Source organism: Sporosarcina sp. P29, from assembly GCF_002743265.1.
Taxonomy (GTDB): Bacteria; Bacillota; Bacilli; order Bacillales_A; family Planococcaceae; genus Sporosarcina.
This window is the reverse complement of the sequence record NZ_PDYX01000001.1, coordinates 24,861-41,823: the sequence shown is the minus strand read 5'-3', so window position 1 is coordinate 41,823 and position 16,963 is coordinate 24,861. Positions and strand designations below refer to the sequence as shown.

Sequence of the window (16,963 nt, the reverse complement as noted above, 5' to 3'; positions counted from 1 at the left end):
AATGGAGGTTGGTTATGACTTATAGACATATAGTGAAATCAATACGTCATTCTATATCAGAGACTGACTATAGAATTAAAATTGCCATCCCTAAGGAACCAGCACCAGAGGAAGGGTATCCTGTGTTTTATATATTGGATGGGAATGCTTACGGTGTTCTTTTCGAAAGTGTTGTGAAGTTGCAAGCACAACGCACCGAAAAAACAGGCGTACCTCTTGCGGTAATTGTCTCGATAGGATATGCACAAGAAGAAATCTTTTCACCTTTACGTATATATGATTTCACACCACAAAGTGAAGTTGTCAACTTACCAGAACGGCCATCGGGAGTACCGTGGCCTACCTCTGGCGGTGCGGAAGAATTTTTAAAGGTATTAAAAAAAGTGAAACGAATGGTTCGACAAGAAGTCGAAATGGATGTTCGCAAGCAACTAGTTTTTGGCCATTCGTTGGGAGGACTATTTCTAGTTCAAACGCTTATTTTGGAGCCGGAATTATTCACACATTATTATATTTGCAGTCCATCTCTTTGGTGGAACCAAGAGCAAATACTACAGGATGCTTTGAAAATCACTCCTATAGAAAGTGTGATCTTTATAGCGTCAGAACAACAGGAAAAGCATAAGATGTTTGAAAATGTACAATCTCTATATAACCATCTGAAATCTTTGCCCCTGCAATCGGTCGAAATGTTTACATCTCCGGATGAAAATCACATGTCCATCATTCCAGCCAGCATGTGCCAAGCATTGCGATTTTTAATGAAAAATAAGTGAGGTGAATGGAATGATTGATGTTGAAGAAATTACTGTCGGTTATGGCTCGAAAATCATTATTGAAGAACTAAGTGTCGCGATACCTAAAGGACAAATCACGACAATTATTGGACCAAATGGATGTGGCAAATCTACTTTATTAAAAACTATTTCTCGTATTTTACAAGCGAGTCATGGCGCAGTCTTTATCGATCAAAAAGCGATTCATGAGACAAGCACGAAAGAAATCGCGAAAAAGATGGCCATCTTACCCCAAACAGCGGAAGCACCCGATGGATTAACGGTATATGAGCTCGTGGCATATGGTCGTTTTCCACATCAATCAAGTTTTGGTCGTTTAAAAAAAGAAGATATTGAGGCGATTGATTGGGCGCTAGAAGCAACAAACTTAACTGAATTTCAAGAGCGACCCATTGAAGCATTATCTGGGGGTCAGCGACAACGTGTATGGATTGCGATGGCGCTTGCTCAAGATACAGATATTTTAATATTAGATGAACCGACGACGTATCTTGACATGGCGCATCAACTTGATGTTTTACAATTGGTAGAACGACTCAACAAAGAACAAGGGAAAACGATTGTGATGGTGTTGCATGATATAAATCACGCCTCTCGTTTTTCAGATTTCTTAATAGCTATGTATAATGGTGAAATTGTAACAGAAGGTATACCAGAGCGCGTCGTTACTTGTGAACATTTGCAGCAGATCTTTCAAATTCAAGCAATCCTATCGATTTGTCCTTTTAGTCAAAAGCCAATATGCTTATCTTATGGGAAATTAAATACGAGTGTATTATGAATACATGTTGTAATTTAACTAGTATATGTGGGATCAACAGGCTTATTTTAGCCTCTTAGAGAGATGTATTCAATTTTAATTAAAGTTATAGTAATGATACATATAATTAGCTAAGGAGAATATATAATGCAAATATACTGGACTAAAATTAATACTATTATAGAAGAAACACCTGAGGTTAAAACGTATATGCTCGACTGTCCGAAAGACTTTACATGGGAAGAAGGTTCCCACACCCACTTCGCACTGGAAGGTTTTAATGCGGGAGATAAACCAAACCGTAGCTTGATTCGTCACATGTCAATCTCCACTTTACCGCACGAAAATTTCATCGGTATCACAACACGCATCAGAGAGCAGTGCTCTGAGTTTAAAAACATATTAAGAAAACTTGAGGTTGGCGATGAGGTTGCAATCTTTAAAACACACTCAAATGTACCGCTTAAAAGAGAAGACAAAAATGTTTACTTGCTGTCATCAGGCGTCGGTCTGGCAACTTTTAGACCGCTTGTACTTGACTATTTCGATCGTGCTGATCACGTCAATCACATTCATTCGTTGAACATCGACTCATCAAATAATTTCTTATTCACGAATATTTTTGAGTCCGCACCTGACAAGAATTTCACATCACAATTCGTCGACACTCGTAAAGACTATTATGAAGAAGTGAAAAGTCTTTCGGCAGACAAAGAGGGACTCTTCTATGTTGTCGGCAGTGACGAATTCCTTGTGCAGAACATTGCAGTTCTACGTGAGCAGGGCATCAAACCTGAACAAATTATGATCGACAAGCATGAACATTCGTTGCCTGAGTTTTTATCGATTGATATGTAAACTTTAGTCCGACTTTAATAAAGATCATTGTGTAATATTCCTTTAAAAACTTTTAAATAATGACATGGATTTTAGCAGGAAACCAGTGAAGTAAGTAATCACAATGACAAAGCTTTTCCCAATTGGCACACGTCCTAACTAAGGATTTGTGTCTTTTAAAATTGAAGAGAGTATTTTGTGATTATTAGTAAAATGAAGGAATATGAAGAAATATGCAAATAAAAAAGTTGATTTTGAATTTAATTATTGACGAGTGAATAAAGGTATATTAATTATGTCAAGAATGAACATTGACACGTCACTGTTAGGTGTCCTATATGCGAGGTGGGAGGTTATGAGCGAAAGAAAACAAAAACGTGATGTGTATGTAGCTATCGCTGATCCAACAAGACGTAAATTGCTATATTTGTTGGCAGAGGCAGAGGCAGATGAATTACCTTTGTACGAGCTAACTTCGGAATTTCAAATGGGGCGTACTGCCATATCTAAACATTTGGCTATTCTTAAAGGGGCTGACCTAGTTACTGTACGTAAAGTAGGAAGAGAAACAAGATATCGAATAAATGCTACCCCATTGCAAGAAATTAAAAACTGGGTATCATTTCATGAGAATTTCTCGATGGAAAAAGTAGCACATGTAAAACAAAAGGTATCGGAGGAATAGACCATGGCAGATGTATCATTAGACTTTCAATTTACAAGTTCGATTGAGCAAGTGTGGAAAGCGTTAACAGATTCAGATATGCTGGCAAAATGGATATGGCAAAATGACTTTTCACCAGTAATCGGAGAAAAGTTCCAATTTCGTTCTGAGCCAAATGAATGGTGGGATGGAATCGTTAATGGTGAGGTGCTTGAAGTAGAGGAACCTCACATATTAACATACACTTGGGCAAGTGCTGGTGAAACGACTACGATCACATGGACGTTAAAAACAGGTTCAGATGGTAATACGCATGTACATTTTCAACAAACTGGTTTCAGTGAACAAACAAAAGCAACCAAAGGCGCTATTGAAGGAGCCAAATACAGTTGGACGAATTTTGGAGAGCAACTTAAAAAAATAGTAGAAAAATGATTACTTGTGGCTTTAGCTAACTGAACAAGCCCTAGTAGCGTATAATAAGTAACAATAAACAGAACACTAAATGGGTGTTATTTCCAATTAGTATTCTGTTTTTCGAATTAAGGAGAAATTAGAAATTTTACATCTGCTCCATTTGAATAGTAATCAATCATTTTTAATAAAATAAATTATAGATGGTTGAATATTTGCATCCTTACTATTGCGTTATGTAATTCTTAAAAGAAGATAGAATGAACAGCACTGCAAACGTTAAGAAAATTGACGTTTACAGTGCTGTTCTTTGTTTGTATTCAGTAAATTTCAGCAGAATTAACTTTGTCCGACAAAAACGTTTTGAACAACATCGCGATATCTGTCCAAAGATAGTTGTCGATCACTTGAGCACATGATACGAATGATTGACCTACATTTATTGAGCTATCAGTGGAAATTCCAAAGACTGGAGCCCATCCCCTTATCACCGTTTAATATAGTGGTAAATATTCCCCGCCAGCTGAATGTTGAATAATTGCTGGCCATCTGTCAGATCGGTTGAAAGAATTTCTTCAATCCGTTTTAGGCGGTAGTTCAGCGTGTTGGTATGGACGTGAAGGGCGACAGCGGTTCGTTTGATGTTTTGGTTTTGACGCAAATAGGTAAGTAGTGTTTGCAACAAGTCTCCTTTTCGAGTTTGTTCGTATTGAATAAGCGAGCCGATGACTTCGTGGACGAAATCGAGCAGTTCTTCTTCTGAATTTTGTAAGATGAAACGCTGGATGCCGAGGTCTGTGTAGGACAGTGCGCGTTCTTCGAAATGGTAGCTTTTCATGAATGTGATGCATTTTTCAGCTTCTTTGAACGATTCATGTGCGGCGGCAAGGTTTGATTTCATTCTGCCGATGCCGATAGTGATGTCGAGTTCACTGTATGTTTTTTCGATTTCCTGCTGCAAGTGCAAGGCGAGTTGTTTAATGCTACTTACTTGGTTTGCTGTCTGCAGTTTGGCAGGGTAGGAGAATAAGGCGACAAGCTTGTTTTGATCGATAAGCGCAGCGCCTTGCGAGTTTTTTCCCAGGAAGTACTTATTTGTCATATGGAGCAGGTTGTTGATGACGTTTTCGCTGATAGCACCGTGCTGCAATTTGTCTTTGTTTTCGACGTTGATACTGACGGCGATGTAGTTGCGGTTCAAGTCGAATTGTAGATTTTTTGCCTGCTTCATTAATGTTTCATCGATCGCCTGGCCAGATAATATTTTTGTCATGAATTCGCCCTGCAGACGCTGCTGTGTTTCATAGACAGCTTGTACTTTGACGAGCTCGAGCATGATGACCGTGCAAATGTGTTCGAGCGCGATGATTCCAGCTTCTCCGATTGGATCTTTTGAAACGATGATGAGCGTGCCGAGCGACTTCATTTTCGATTGTAGCGACAGCGCGATGAATTGATACGTTTCGAGGCCTAGCGTGATTTCAGAGACGCTATACGGCCTATTGGGCGACTGGTCGTTCTGTTTCGCAAAGCGTCGTACTTCGCTTTGCATCTCTTCTGACACAGGCGTGCGGCAGGCAGAAGCGGTCAGTTCGCCTATTTCATCGAATAAGAAAATATGCTCGCCGATTGTTTTGTAAATATAGTCGATAATGGATTGGATTCCTTCTCCGTTGACGACGAGATTGGCGATGTTGCGCTGCGTTTCAATCGAGCGTGACAGCTGCTGGACAATCTTTTTTTCTTTATAATAAATATTCGATTTTTCGAGCGCGATGGCGGCTTGCTCGGCGATCGCCTCTAATAGTTGCATATCCTCTTTTTTGAAATGAAGTGATTTATCGAATGAATCAAGCGTAATGACGCCTATGCACGTTCCTTTCGATAAAATCGGCGATGAAATGATTGAAGTAAAATGGAAATTATCAGGAATCGATTCGTCAAGAAGCGTTCGGTTGTCAGGAGTGAGTGTATCGAGCGCCTGTTTGATTTCTTCTTCGTTTTTAAACACTAGTCCTTTTTCCATTTGAAACGTCATACCCGTCATAGATTCCCCGCTGCTTAATTCAATCGATTTAAAGATTTGTGGATAAAACAAGCCATGTGCGGATTTGGCCATCAGGCGCTGTTTCTGCTGGTCGAAAACCCAAATTGAACCGCCTCCTGCTGCGTCTACTGCGGAAATTGCTTCACCGATAATTAAGTCGAAAATCGTTTCAATATCTAATGAAGAGTTTATGACAGTGGAAACATGTACAAGAGATTTGAGCTGGCGGTGAGTTAACGTGTCTTGCATAATCTATCATCCTAACCTTATGGTATTTTATGTTTTTTGTGTAAAACACACAAATTCTTTCGGAGAATCACACATGGAATTGACTTTTTTTATTGTTTATAATTATAAGTGAATTGGAAATAAAATGAAAGCGTGTCTATTGAAAGTATACGTATAGATGAAAGCGTTTGCAATGTAAGTGTTAATAGCACAAGTAGCGGCAATAACAGAATGTAATGAAAGAATGGAGGATATTGGATATGAATTTTGATTTAACGGATGAACAACAAATGGTGCGCAAGCTGGTTCGTGAGTTTGCGGAAGCGGAAGTGGCACCGGGTGCAGATGAGCGTGATCGTACAGGGGAATTCCCGAAAGAGATTTTTGAAAAGTTTTCAGAGCTAGGATTGATGGGGCTACCATTCTCAGAAGAGTACAGCGGTGGCGGAGCGGATACGACGAGTTTTGCGATTGTTACGGAAGAATTGAGCCGTGTCTGCGCATCGACAGGCATCACGTATTCTGCGCATATTTCACTTGGCGGCGCGCCACTTCATTTATTCGGCACACAGGAGCAAAAAGAGAAATATCTTACGCCGATTTGTACGGGCGAATCGTTCGGGGCGTTTGGATTGACGGAACCGAATGCTGGGTCCGATGCAGGTGGTACAGAGACGACAGCTGTACTTGAAGGCGATGAGTGGGTCATTAATGGTTCGAAATGTTTCATTACGAATGCGAGTTATGCGAAACATCTTGCCGTAACGGCGATTACAGACCGTTCGAAAGGAACGAACGGTATCAGTGCATTTATCGTACCAACTGATGCACCAGGGTTTACGGTCATCTCAAACTACGAAAAGATGGGGCTTCATTCTTCCAACACGACGGAATTGATTTTGGAAAACGTCCGTGTGCCGAAAGAAAATCTTCTCGGTGAAATTGGAAACGGTTACAAACAGTTTTTGGCAACACTTGACGGCGGACGGATTGGCATCGCCGCGATGGGTGTCGGCATCGCGCAGGGTGCGTACGAGAAGGCGCTAAATTACGCGCAGGAACGAAAGCAATTCGGTAGAAGCATTTCGAACTTCCAGGCGATTCAGTTCAAACTCGCGGATATGGCGATGAATATTGAACTGGCACGCAATATGGTGTATAAAGCAGCTTGGCTGAAAGATCAAGGCCGTCCATTCAAAAAGGAAGCGGCATTTGCAAAATTATTTGCTTCTGAAATGTGCATGCGGGTCTGCGATCAAGCAGTGCAGATTCACGGTGGCTATGGCTATATTAAAGAATACCAGGTCGAGCGTTTCTTCCGTGATGCGAAACTTTTAGAAATCGGTGAAGGCACGTCTGAAGTTCAGCGCATGGTCATTGCAAAACAGATCGGTTGCTGATTTGTGAAAGGATTTTTAATGAATTGACAAAGGGGCGATTGAATGGATATTGAACGAGTTTTACAATTAGCGGCAAATAGTAAACTTATTTATCCTAGTGAAGAAAAGGTGCGCTCGACGTCAATTGGTAGCGCGGAAGCTTTCCAAGAACTTCTCCAGCAGTCCCAAGAAGATCCGGCTGCATTTTGGGATCAGCAAGCCCGTGAGCTCGAATGGTATGAACCCTGGAAAGAGACGATCAGCGGCACGCTTCCCGATTTCAAGTTTTTCGTTGAGGGCATTACAAATCCGAGTATCAATTTACTCGACCGGCATATACATAACGGCGCCGGTAACCGGACAGCTCTCATTTGGGAAAGTGAGAACGGCGATTCCAAGTTTTACACGTATTCGATGCTTCTTGCTGAAGTGAACCGTTTTTCCAATGTGCTTCGGTCGTTTGGTGTGAAAAAAGGCGATTGTGTCGCGATTTATCTGCCGAACTTGGCGGAGGCGGTCATAGCGGTGCTCGCTTGTTTCCGTGTCGGGGCGATTTACAACGCAGTATTTTCGGGCTATTCCGAGCGTTCTTTGTCCGATCGTCTTGAAAGCTTTGAACCGAAAGTCATCGTCACCGCGGATGCAACAGTGCGCCGCGGCAAAGAAATCCGTTTGAAAGAAAAAGTTGATCAAGTAGCGCCGTCTACTTCATCAGTTGAAGCGGTCATCGTCGTCAATCGCATGGGTATCGATATCGATATGCAAGAAGGTCGCGATTACTGGTGGCATGAGCTGACGGAAAAAGCAAGCATTCATTGCGAACCTGAGCGCCTTGAAGCAAATGAAAGCGGCATTGTTTTCTATACGAGCGGCACGACGGGCAAGCCGAAAGGGATCGTCCATTCAGGAACGGCATTTGTCGTGCAGAACTATGTCTACGCGAAATACCATCTCGACCATCGAGATGACGATGTATTTTGGTGTACAGCGGATATCGGCTGGTTGACGATGCACATTTGGGGCATCGTCGGATCTCTTGCGAACGGCGTCACGACAGTTGTTTACGAAGGAGCGATCGATTATCCCGAGAAGACACGTTTTTATGAAATCATTGAAAAATATCGTGTCAATAAACTATTTACCGCTCCGACAGCGCTACGCATGTTGAAAAGCATGGGGGAGAAGCCGATCGAGCAGTTTGATTTATCATGTCTTGACGTAATCGCACTCGTCGGTGAGCCGTTCGATGCGGAGACATGGCACTGGACATATGAAGTGCTCGGCAAGAAAAAAGTTTATATTAACAACACTTGGGGGCAGACCGAAACAGCCGGCTCACCGATTTCAGGAGCAGCATGGCTGACGCCGATGAAACCCGGCTCTTCTGGCAAACCGTTTTTAGGCGCGGTGATAGATGTCGTCAATGAAGTCGGCGAACCTGTGAAAGCCGGGCAGCTCGGCAACTTGATCATTAAACAGCCGTTCCCGATGTTGTGCCGGACGATTTGGAGAGAGCCGGAACGTTATTACGGTTCCTACTACAGCCAAGTCGACGGCAGCTACTATGCAAGCGATCTCGCACTGATCGATGAAGACGGCTATATTTGGGTAGTCGGCCGCTCCGACGATGCGTTCAACGTCGCAGGTCACCGTTTGAGCACGATGGAAATGGAAAGTGCTGTGCTTGAATGTGCAGGCGTGGCGGAATGCGCGGTCATTGGTGTGCCGGATGAAATTAAAGGGGAAGTGCCTTTAGTTTTCGTTCGCCTTTCTGAAAATGAAGCAGAAGGGCAGGAAGTTAAAGAACGGATTAAAGAAAACATCATCCGCCAAATTGGAAAAATAGCCCTACCGAAAGAGATCGTCCTAACCGACTCACTGCCGAAAACGGTGAGTGGAAAAATTATGCGCCGTCTGATTAAAGAAATCGTTACGACAGGCAGTGTTGCAGGCGATGTGACGGGGCTTGAAGATCCATCGACAGTTAAGGAACTTCAGAGCGTCATGGAAGCGAATACTGCAGGCAAATAAATGAACAGCAGAGCCGGTCTTTTTGTGGCCGGCCTTCTCTTTCTTAAATTGATACTGATAAAAGCTTGTTACAGGATAAATTGAAAGGGTGAATGTCATGTTTAAAAAGATTTTAATTGCAAACCGTGGGGAAATAGCGGCCCGTATTATGCGTACATGCAGAGCGCTAGACATTAAGACGGTCGGTGTCTATTCGGAAGCAGATGCGGAAGCTGTCCATGTCAAGCAGGCGGATGAAGCATATTTGCTCGGCGGCCCCCGTGTAACAGAAAGTTATATGAAAATCGATAAAATTTTAGAAGCAGCTCATCAGTCGAAAGCAGAAGCGATCCATCCAGGCTATGGTCTGCTTTCTGAAAATGCCGAATTTGCTCGCCGCTGCGAAGAAGAAGGATTCGTGTTCATCGGACCTTCACCTGCAGTCATTTCTGAGATGGGCAGCAAAATTGCGTCGCGTAAGGCGATGGAAAAAGCCGGTGTTCCAGTCGTACCGGGTGTCACTCGTTCGCTTGCAGACGCGGAAGAAGCAATCGAAGTGGCGGAAAGCATTGGCTATCCGGTTATGCTGAAGGCATCTGCAGGCGGTGGCGGAATCGGTATGCAAGTTGTCCACAGCGCCGATGAAGTCGGCAAAGCGTTTGAAGGTAATCAAAAACGAGCTACTGATTTCTTCGGAGACGGCGCGATGTATATTGAAAAATTCGTCGAAAAACCACGCCATATTGAAATTCAGATTTTAGCGGACAATGAAGGAAATACAGTGTACTTATGGGAGCGCGAATGCTCAATCCAGCGCCGCCACCAAAAAGTCGTGGAAGAAGCACCGTCTTCATTCATTTCGGAAGAGACCCGAAAAAAAATGGGTGAAGCGGCGGTTAAAGCAGCGAAGTCTATCGGCTATAAAAACGCTGGCACAATCGAGTTTTTAGTCGATGCAGATCAAAACTTCTATTTTCTTGAAATGAACACACGACTGCAAGTAGAGCATCCGATTACGGAAGAGATTACGGGGCTTGATTTAGTGAAAGAGCAGCTTGAAATCGCAGCGGGGAAAACACTTTCATTTACGCAGGCAGACGTCAAACGCGATGGGCACGCAATTGAAGTGCGGATTTACGCAGAAGATCCGAAAACATTTTTCCCTTCACCCGGGACGATCACGAAACTGAAGCTACCCGAAGGACCGGGCGTCCGCCACGAATTGGCAGTCCACGGCGAGTCAGTCGTCACACCGTTTTACGACCCGATGATCGCGAAACTCGTTGTCAAAGGTAAAGACCGCGACGAAGCAATCGACCGGCTCCAGGAAGCACTTTCGAACTACCATATAGAAGGTATCAAGACAAATATTCCGATGCTACAGGAAGTAGCAGCGCATGAAGCATTCCGATCTGGGGAAACGACAACGGAATTTGTGGAAAAATATTTGACGAAGAAAAAGATAAAACAAAAGTAGATGAAATGACACTGGGAGGAATTAGTATGACAGAAATTACAGCAAGCATGGCAGGAAGCGTTTGGAAAGTACTTGTGAAAGCAGGAGACGCAGTAGAAGAAGATCAAGACATCGCCATCTTGGAATCGATGAAAATGGAAATACCGATTGCTACTGATTTTGACGGCGTCGTAAAAGAAGTAAAGGTAAACGAGGGCGAATTCGTCAACGAAGGAGACGTCATCGCAATCATTGAATAAATCCTGTAGAAGGAGATGAAACGATGAAATGGCCTGAAACGATTACGATTAAAGAAGTCGGACCACGTGACGGACTGCAAAACGAAAAAATCTTCATTCCCACAGAAGACAAAATCGCCTGGATTAATAAGCTGTCCAAAAGTGGTCTGACATCGATTGAAGTGACGTCTTTCGTCAATCCGAAATGGATTCCGGCACTCGCGGACGCAAGTGTTGTGATGGCGGGCATTAAGCGGCAGCCTGGCATCTCTTACTCAGCGCTCGTCCCGAACCGCCAGGGGCTTGAACGAGCTTTTGCGGCGGATATCGATGAAGCGGCGGTGTTCATGTCGGCGAGCGAAACGCATAATTTGAAAAATATTAATAAGACGATCGTGAATACATTGCCTGTATTAAAAGAAATTGTCCAAGACGCGAATGCGGCGGGCAAGAGGACGAGAGGCTATGTGTCTACAGTGTTTGGCTGTCCATACGAAGGAGTGGTCGATACAGAAGCAGTCGTCCGCTTGTCGGAATCTCTTTTTGAAATGGGTATTGATGAGTTGTCGTTAGGCGATACGATCGGCGTTGCGAATCCCCGGCAAGTCCAGGAAGTACTTGACGTGCTGCTGAAACGTTTTCCAGCGGACAAATTAGCGATGCATTTCCATGACACGCACGGGACAGCTTTAGCGAATGTCCTAGCCTCGCTTGATATGGGCATTACGGTGTTCGACAGTTCAGCTGGCGGGCTCGGCGGCTGTCCGTATGCACCGGGTGCATCAGGCAACGCGGCGACAGAAGATGTATTGTATATGCTGCACGGCATGGGGATTCATACCGGCGTTGATGAAGAGAAGATTTTAGCGGCGTCCGCGTTTATTCAAGAAAAAATCGGGCAGGCACTTCCAAGTAAAAACTTGCAGGCTGTCGTTGCGCATGATAGGTGAAGGGCGTGAGTGGATGGGGAATAAAGTGGTAGTAGAGAAGCGTGGCGACGGAATTGCGGTCATTTTATTGAATCGTCCGGAAGCGGCGAATGCATTGTCAGTCGAGATGCTAAACGGGCTTTACGATGCGTTGCTAGAATGTCGCTACGACCGGGAAATCCGCGCAGTTATTATAACAGGCGCCGGTGAAAAAGCTTTTTGTGCGGGCGCTGATTTAAAAGAACGTGCAGGAATGAACCCGGTCGATGTGCGCAAGACGGTTTCATTGATCCGCCAGACGATTAACAGCATTGAATCACTTCCTCAGCCGGTCATCGCCGCAGTTAACGGTGTTGCGCTTGGGGGCGGAACAGAATTGGCGCTGGCATGCGACATCCGCATTGCAGCAGAGACGGCAAAGTTTGGATTGACGGAAACTTCTCTCGGCATTATTCCAGGAGCAGGCGGTACGCAACGTCTGCCCAGATTGATCGGCAAAGGACGGGCGAAGGAGCTTATTTTCACAGCGCGCAGAGTCGAAGCAGCAGAAGCAGCGGAAATCGGGCTCGCTGAATACATTGTGGCATCTGATCAGCTGATGGCTAAAGCACTTGCTGTCGCGGGACAAATCGCAGCGAATAGCCCGCTTGCTGTCGCGCAGGCGAAGTTCGCGATTGACCACGGCTATGATGTCGAACTGCAGACAGGGCTCGCAATTGAACAGAACGCCTATGAAGTGACAATTCCTTCTAAAGACCGGCTCGAAGGACTGAAGGCATTCAAGGAAAAACGCAAGCCTGTTTATACTGGCGAATGATGAATGATCATAAGGGAGGCAGGACGATGACAACAGATACAAAATCTTTGCAGCAAGCATTGAATGAAAGAGTAGAACAGATTAAAAAAGGTGGCGCGCCGAAATACCATGAGAAAAATGCGGATCAAGGGAAAATGTTCGTCCGGGACCGCTTGAAATTATTATTTGATTCGGATCTTAAAATCGAAGACGGTCAATTTGCGAACTGCATGGCGGGCGATCTTCCTGCTGACGGAGTTGTGACAGGCATGGGGAAGATTAACGGCCAAGTTGTTTGTGTCATGGCGAATGATTCCACAATTAAAGCAGGCTCATGGGGTGCGCGGACAGTGGAAAAAATTATCCGCATCCAGGAAACCGCTGAAAAATTAAATGTGCCACTCGTTTACTTAGTCGATTCAGCAGGCGCACGGATTACGGATCAAGTCGAAATGTTCCCAGGCCGCCGGGGTGCAGGAAGAATATTCCAGAATCAAGTAAAGCTATCCGGCCGCATTCCACAAATCTGTGTCTTGTTCGGACCGTCTGCTGCAGGTGGTGCGTATATCCCAGCGTTTTGTGATATCGTCATTATGGTCGACAAAAACGCTTCGATGTACCTCGGATCACCGCGCATGGCAGAAATGGTCATCGGTGAAAAAGTAACGCTCGAAGAAATGGGCGGCGCGCGCATGCACTGCACAACATCAGGATGCGGCGATGTGCTCGCGAAAAATGAAGAAGACGCAATCGCTGCGGCGCGGAGATATTTATCGTATTTCCCGGCAAGCTTTTCAGAAAGGCCTCCTGTACATGATGCTGTGGCACCGAAACAGCTGGATAAGACATTGGAAGAAATCATTCCGAAAAATGAAAACGCACCGTTCAATATGCACGACTTGATCAAGGGGATTATCGATGAAGATTCATTTTTCGAAATTAAGAAACTGTTCGCAGGCGAGCTTATTACTGGCCTTGCGCGCATTGATGGAAAAGCAGTCGGCATTATCGCAAACCAACCGCGCGTTAAAGGCGGCGTGCTTTTCCACGACTCTGCCGACAAAGCGGCAAAGTTCATCAATCTCTGCGACGCATTCCACATCCCCCTGTTGTTCTTAGTCGACGTGCCTGGATTCATGATTGGAACAAAAGTAGAACGTGCAGGCATCATCCGCCACGGTGCAAAAATGATTTTTGCGATGTCAGAAGCCTCAGTGCCGAAAATTTCTATCATCGTCCGCAAAGCATATGGTGCAGGATTGTACGCTATGGCAGGCCCGGCATTTGAACCAGATGCGTGTTTAGCGCTGCCAACTGCTTCCATAGCGGTCATGGGGCCAGACGCAGCTATCAATGCAGTCTACGCAAATAAAATCGCTGCGTTGCCTGAAGAAGAGCGCGCAGCTTATATTGAAGAAAAGCGTAATGAATACAAAGAAGATATCGATATTTATCACTTAGCTTCTGAAATGATTATTGACGGGATCGTCCCGGCAGACTCACTGCGTGATGAGTTGATTACACGCTACGAAGCGTATGCGACAAAATATGTCCAAGTTACAGACCGCAAGCATCCGGTTTATCCGGTGTGATCGAAAGCGACAGCCTACGCGTCATCATGAACTGAGCCCCAAATGATAGACACTTTAAAAAGTGACTCCATTTGGGGTTTTTTATATGTCACTTCCTCTGTATACTGAAGGTAACTATTCGGCTAGAAGTGTTTTATATGAGTAAAATAATTTTCAATGAACATCGACGTAGACAGTTAAAATTAAATCCTAGTGTTCAATCTGTCTTAGATTGGATGATTCAACATATACCGGAATTTGAAACTTTGCTGTTAATAAGATTGGGTCCCTCACAAATTTTTTTTGACTTCTGGCAGAAGACTTCCGCTACAAAGAATGATTCAGGTATAGCCCCTTGAGTTAGCGGGAGATGAATGTCGGTTGTCACTAGCCAAAGTATGTATTCATCTGCTATAATCAGAACATACATTCCCGTTGATAGAGATGATATTAGTAATTATTTTAAAGGAGGTCACATAATGGTTTTTTCAAAATATCTGGCAAGTATCGATCATCCCGACCATCGTGAACGGATGGAGGAAGTGTTGAAGTGGGTTGCTAATGAATTTCCCGATTTGGAACCGGTCATCAAATGGAATACGCCAATGTTTTCTAATCATGGCACTTTTATAATTGGTTTTTCCGTAGCAAAGCATCATATGAGCATTTCACCCGAATACGCAGGGATTGCGAAATTTGCAGATGATATTGCACAACTCGGCTACAGTGCAACTAAAGGCTTGTTTAAAATTCAGTGGAATAAGCCAATCAATTACGAATTGCTTAAGAAAATTATTGAGTTTAATATAGAGGATAAAATGGACGTTACGAGCTTTTGGCGGAAATAGACAAGCGAAACTACCCACTGATATTTTAATTATTCTGGCAAAACCATTGAAGAGCAAATAGAGAATAGCTATTCTCAAAGAATTGTTAAATAAACGTCGTCTAATCAGCCTTAAACTGGTAATCAAGACTCTAAGAAATTGTCTTGATTAATTTATTTAGTAATTCAATTTTACTAGTAATCCATTCTGTGAAATGCTACCCTCCGAGAGTAGTGAGGGATAGAAGGCGCAAGAGGAAGACATACTAATTACTACTGATAAGTTAAAAATGGGTATATATCAAAATCTAGCTGCTTTTAATTATCGGAGTAAGAACGATTGGATATAAATGGGGAACATGTTCTGTACTAAAAGGAGGAGGGAAAAGATGGGGAGAGTAGTTCACTTTGAAATTCACGTAGACGACATGGAAAGGGCACAAAAGTTTTATGGGGATGTATTCGGATGGACCTTTCAGGACTGGAGTGAGTATGCAGGAATGCCTTACTACGGAGCAGTGACTGGTGATAGTGACCTTGGAGTGGATGGAGCATTAATGCAACGTCAAGGTCCACGTCCAGAACGTAACCAACCACTAAATGGCTATGCTTGTACTATAGGAGTCGATAATTATGATTTAACGGAAGCAAAAATTATTGATGGTGGAGGCAGTGTTGCATTACCTAAATACGCGTTGCCAGGAATGGCTTGGCAAGGCTATTATTTGGATACCGAGGGTAATGTTTTTGGGCTTCATCAACCAGATAAAAATGCAAAATGATAAGGTTTTTTGTGGGGAATATAATCTTAAACTAAAGAGACGTTTTGTTCCGCAATGATTTTAATGGGTTTATTTGCAGACAACTACATTCGTTTTGATTAAATTATAGGAGTGGTAGAATATGGCTATTGATATTTATTTAACGTTTAATGGAAATTGCCGTGAAGCTGTTGAATTTTATACAGAAGTTTTTGAAACAGAAGAACCTAATATTATGACTTTTGGGGATCAATCACCAAATCCAGAATACCCTCTTCCAGAAGAAGCCAAAAACTTAATTATGCATACTCGTTTAGCTATCGAAGGTAGCACTGTGATGTTTTCAGATACGTTCCCTGGTTCTCCTTTCACGCTTGGCAACAATATAAGCCTAGCTTACCAATGCACCGAAGAGAAAAAGTTACAAACGATTTACGAGAAACTAAAAGAAGGTGGAACAGTTGGGATGGAGCTCCAAGAGACGTTCTGGGCAAATCTTTATGGTAGTGTCACTGATAAATTTGGTGTAATTTGGCAATTGAGTGTAAACAAAGAAGACGCAGCTTATTAATAGCGCTCAATTTAAACTGCTTAATAATTCGTGATTTATTTGCGTTGATTAGCTGTTTAAACTATATTTCATACATTCATTAGTGAATGAAAAAATTACGTTTTCGATAAGTTGCTATTGAGCAATACAATAATTAAGTATAAGGGGTGTAAGTATGAGTAAAGTTTCATCTACTCGTTTGAAAATGATAAGAAATTTTGAAGTAGCTTCTGAAAAAGTATTTGATGCTTGGTTAAAACCAGAAATGATGGGAAAATGGTTCTTCACGTTGGAAGGAACGAATAAAGTGACGCGAAATAATCCTCAAGTAGGCGGTACTTGGGAAATTATTGACCACAGGGGAGGACAAGATTACCGTGCCATTGGCGAATACCTTGAACTTGATTCTCCTAAAAAAATCAAGCTCACTTTTAAGATGCCAGAAATGAGCGATTTAGAAGATACGATAACAGTTGAGATAAAAGAACTCGAGCAAGGCTGCGAGATGACATTCACACAATTGATCCATGTTGCTCAAGAATCGAATTGGACAGATTCTGAGATTGAAAAAGCACTTGACGAAATGCGTGATGGTACTGAAGTAGGTTGGAATTATATGTTTATGGGACTGAAGGAATTAGTTGAAACAGGTGAAGTTAGCTACAAAGGCTAATAAATGTTGAAATAGCTAGTTAAAAT

The 16,963-nt window shown here is 43.2% G+C and carries 17 protein-coding genes; 16 read left to right on the top strand and 1 reads right to left on the bottom strand.

Annotated features, from left to right (window positions below; translation table 11 throughout):
* Window positions 1–14 precede the first annotated feature (14 nt).
* From CSV68_RS00205 to CSV68_RS17265, 5 genes are all read left to right on the top strand, one after another.
* Complete coding sequence (locus CSV68_RS00205) at window positions 15–776, top strand: alpha/beta hydrolase (RefSeq protein ID WP_099632897.1); 762 nt, start codon at window positions 15–17, stop codon at window positions 774–776.
* Between the two features lie 10 nt (window positions 777–786).
* Window positions 787–1,578: an ABC transporter ATP-binding protein gene (locus CSV68_RS00200; RefSeq protein ID WP_099632898.1), complete on the top strand. Its 792-nt coding sequence runs from the start codon at window positions 787–789 to the stop codon at window positions 1,576–1,578.
* Between the two features lie 126 nt (window positions 1,579–1,704).
* Window positions 1,705–2,415, top strand: coding sequence for a dihydropteridine reductase (locus CSV68_RS00195; protein WP_099632899.1), 711 nt, complete (start codon window positions 1,705–1,707; stop codon window positions 2,413–2,415).
* A gap of 334 nt (window positions 2,416–2,749) precedes the next feature.
* A complete protein-coding gene (locus CSV68_RS17270) occupies window positions 2,750–3,079 on the top strand; it encodes an ArsR/SmtB family transcription factor (protein WP_199174992.1) in 330 nt (109 codons plus the stop codon).
* A gap of 3 nt (window positions 3,080–3,082) precedes the next feature.
* Window positions 3,083–3,493, top strand: a complete 411-nt coding sequence (locus CSV68_RS17265; protein WP_099632901.1) for an SRPBCC family protein — start codon at window positions 3,083–3,085, stop codon at window positions 3,491–3,493.
* 466 nt (window positions 3,494–3,959) lie between these two features.
* Here CSV68_RS17265 and CSV68_RS00185 read toward each other — a convergent pair whose 3' ends face one another.
* Window positions 3,960–5,768: a helix-turn-helix domain-containing protein gene (locus CSV68_RS00185; RefSeq protein ID WP_099661196.1), complete on the bottom strand. Its 1,809-nt coding sequence runs from the start codon at window positions 5,766–5,768 to the stop codon at window positions 3,960–3,962.
* A gap of 239 nt (window positions 5,769–6,007) precedes the next feature.
* Between CSV68_RS00185 and CSV68_RS00180 the strand changes: the two genes are divergently transcribed.
* From CSV68_RS00180 to CSV68_RS00125, 11 genes are all read left to right on the top strand, one after another.
* Window positions 6,008–7,147 carry an acyl-CoA dehydrogenase gene (locus tag CSV68_RS00180; protein WP_099661195.1) on the top strand — a complete coding sequence of 380 codons (1,140 nt, stop codon included), beginning with the start codon at window positions 6,008–6,010 and terminating at the stop codon, window positions 7,145–7,147.
* A gap of 42 nt (window positions 7,148–7,189) precedes the next feature.
* Window positions 7,190–9,157 (top strand): acetate--CoA ligase, encoded by a 1,968-nt coding sequence (locus tag CSV68_RS00175; RefSeq protein WP_099661194.1) that lies wholly within the window; start codon window positions 7,190–7,192, stop codon window positions 9,155–9,157.
* Window positions 9,158–9,254: 97 nt separating this feature from the next.
* Window positions 9,255–10,613, top strand: a complete 1,359-nt coding sequence (locus CSV68_RS00170) for an acetyl-CoA carboxylase biotin carboxylase subunit (RefSeq protein WP_099661193.1) — start codon at window positions 9,255–9,257, stop codon at window positions 10,611–10,613.
* Between the two features lie 26 nt (window positions 10,614–10,639).
* The gene (locus CSV68_RS00165) at window positions 10,640–10,852 is read left to right on the top strand and encodes an acetyl-CoA carboxylase biotin carboxyl carrier protein subunit (RefSeq protein WP_233190367.1); all 213 of its coding nucleotides are present in this window, start codon (window positions 10,640–10,642) and stop codon (window positions 10,850–10,852) included.
* 23 nt (window positions 10,853–10,875) lie between these two features.
* On the top strand, window positions 10,876–11,781 hold the full coding sequence (locus tag CSV68_RS00160) for a hydroxymethylglutaryl-CoA lyase (RefSeq protein ID WP_099661192.1): 906 nt from the start codon (window positions 10,876–10,878) through the stop codon (window positions 11,779–11,781).
* Window positions 11,782–11,794: 13 nt separating this feature from the next.
* The gene (locus CSV68_RS00155; protein WP_099661349.1) at window positions 11,795–12,577 is read left to right on the top strand and encodes an enoyl-CoA hydratase; all 783 of its coding nucleotides are present in this window, start codon (window positions 11,795–11,797) and stop codon (window positions 12,575–12,577) included.
* A gap of 26 nt (window positions 12,578–12,603) precedes the next feature.
* A complete protein-coding gene (locus tag CSV68_RS00150) occupies window positions 12,604–14,148 on the top strand; it encodes an acyl-CoA carboxylase subunit beta (protein ID WP_099632909.1) in 1,545 nt (514 codons plus the stop codon).
* A gap of 455 nt (window positions 14,149–14,603) precedes the next feature.
* Window positions 14,604–14,975, top strand: a complete 372-nt coding sequence (locus CSV68_RS00140) for an iron chaperone (RefSeq protein ID WP_099661348.1) — start codon at window positions 14,604–14,606, stop codon at window positions 14,973–14,975.
* 367 nt (window positions 14,976–15,342) lie between these two features.
* Window positions 15,343–15,735, top strand: coding sequence for a VOC family protein (locus tag CSV68_RS00135; protein WP_099624638.1), 393 nt, complete (start codon window positions 15,343–15,345; stop codon window positions 15,733–15,735).
* A gap of 121 nt (window positions 15,736–15,856) precedes the next feature.
* Window positions 15,857–16,285 (top strand): VOC family protein, encoded by a 429-nt coding sequence (locus CSV68_RS00130; RefSeq protein WP_099632912.1) that lies wholly within the window; start codon window positions 15,857–15,859, stop codon window positions 16,283–16,285.
* Window positions 16,286–16,439: 154 nt separating this feature from the next.
* The gene (locus CSV68_RS00125; RefSeq protein WP_099661191.1) at window positions 16,440–16,937 is read left to right on the top strand and encodes an SRPBCC family protein; all 498 of its coding nucleotides are present in this window, start codon (window positions 16,440–16,442) and stop codon (window positions 16,935–16,937) included.
* The last annotated feature ends 26 nt before the right edge of the window (window positions 16,938–16,963 follow it).

Coding starts and splice junctions, on each gene's coding strand:
- CSV68_RS00205 (WP_099632897.1), top strand. CDS start 15: ATGACTTATAGACATATAGTGAAATCAATACGTCATTCTATATCAGAG.
- CSV68_RS00155 (WP_099661349.1), top strand. CDS start 11,795: ATGGGGAATAAAGTGGTAGTAGAGAAGCGTGGCGACGGAATTGCGGTC.
- CSV68_RS00150 (WP_099632909.1), top strand. CDS start 12,604: ATGACAACAGATACAAAATCTTTGCAGCAAGCATTGAATGAAAGAGTA.
- CSV68_RS00175 (WP_099661194.1), top strand. CDS start 7,190: ATGGATATTGAACGAGTTTTACAATTAGCGGCAAATAGTAAACTTATT.
- CSV68_RS00125 (WP_099661191.1), top strand. CDS start 16,440: ATGAGTAAAGTTTCATCTACTCGTTTGAAAATGATAAGAAATTTTGAA.
- CSV68_RS00185 (WP_099661196.1), bottom strand. CDS start 5,768: ATGCAAGACACGTTAACTCACCGCCAGCTCAAATCTCTTGTACATGTT.
- CSV68_RS00130 (WP_099632912.1), top strand. CDS start 15,857: ATGGCTATTGATATTTATTTAACGTTTAATGGAAATTGCCGTGAAGCT.
- CSV68_RS00180 (WP_099661195.1), top strand. CDS start 6,008: ATGAATTTTGATTTAACGGATGAACAACAAATGGTGCGCAAGCTGGTT.
- CSV68_RS00170 (WP_099661193.1), top strand. CDS start 9,255: ATGTTTAAAAAGATTTTAATTGCAAACCGTGGGGAAATAGCGGCCCGT.
- CSV68_RS00200 (WP_099632898.1), top strand. CDS start 787: ATGATTGATGTTGAAGAAATTACTGTCGGTTATGGCTCGAAAATCATT.
- CSV68_RS17265 (WP_099632901.1), top strand. CDS start 3,083: ATGGCAGATGTATCATTAGACTTTCAATTTACAAGTTCGATTGAGCAA.
- CSV68_RS00135 (WP_099624638.1), top strand. CDS start 15,343: ATGGGGAGAGTAGTTCACTTTGAAATTCACGTAGACGACATGGAAAGG.
- CSV68_RS00160 (WP_099661192.1), top strand. CDS start 10,876: ATGAAATGGCCTGAAACGATTACGATTAAAGAAGTCGGACCACGTGAC.
- CSV68_RS00165 (WP_233190367.1), top strand. CDS start 10,640: ATGACAGAAATTACAGCAAGCATGGCAGGAAGCGTTTGGAAAGTACTT.
- CSV68_RS17270 (WP_199174992.1), top strand. CDS start 2,750: ATGAGCGAAAGAAAACAAAAACGTGATGTGTATGTAGCTATCGCTGAT.
- CSV68_RS00195 (WP_099632899.1), top strand. CDS start 1,705: ATGCAAATATACTGGACTAAAATTAATACTATTATAGAAGAAACACCT.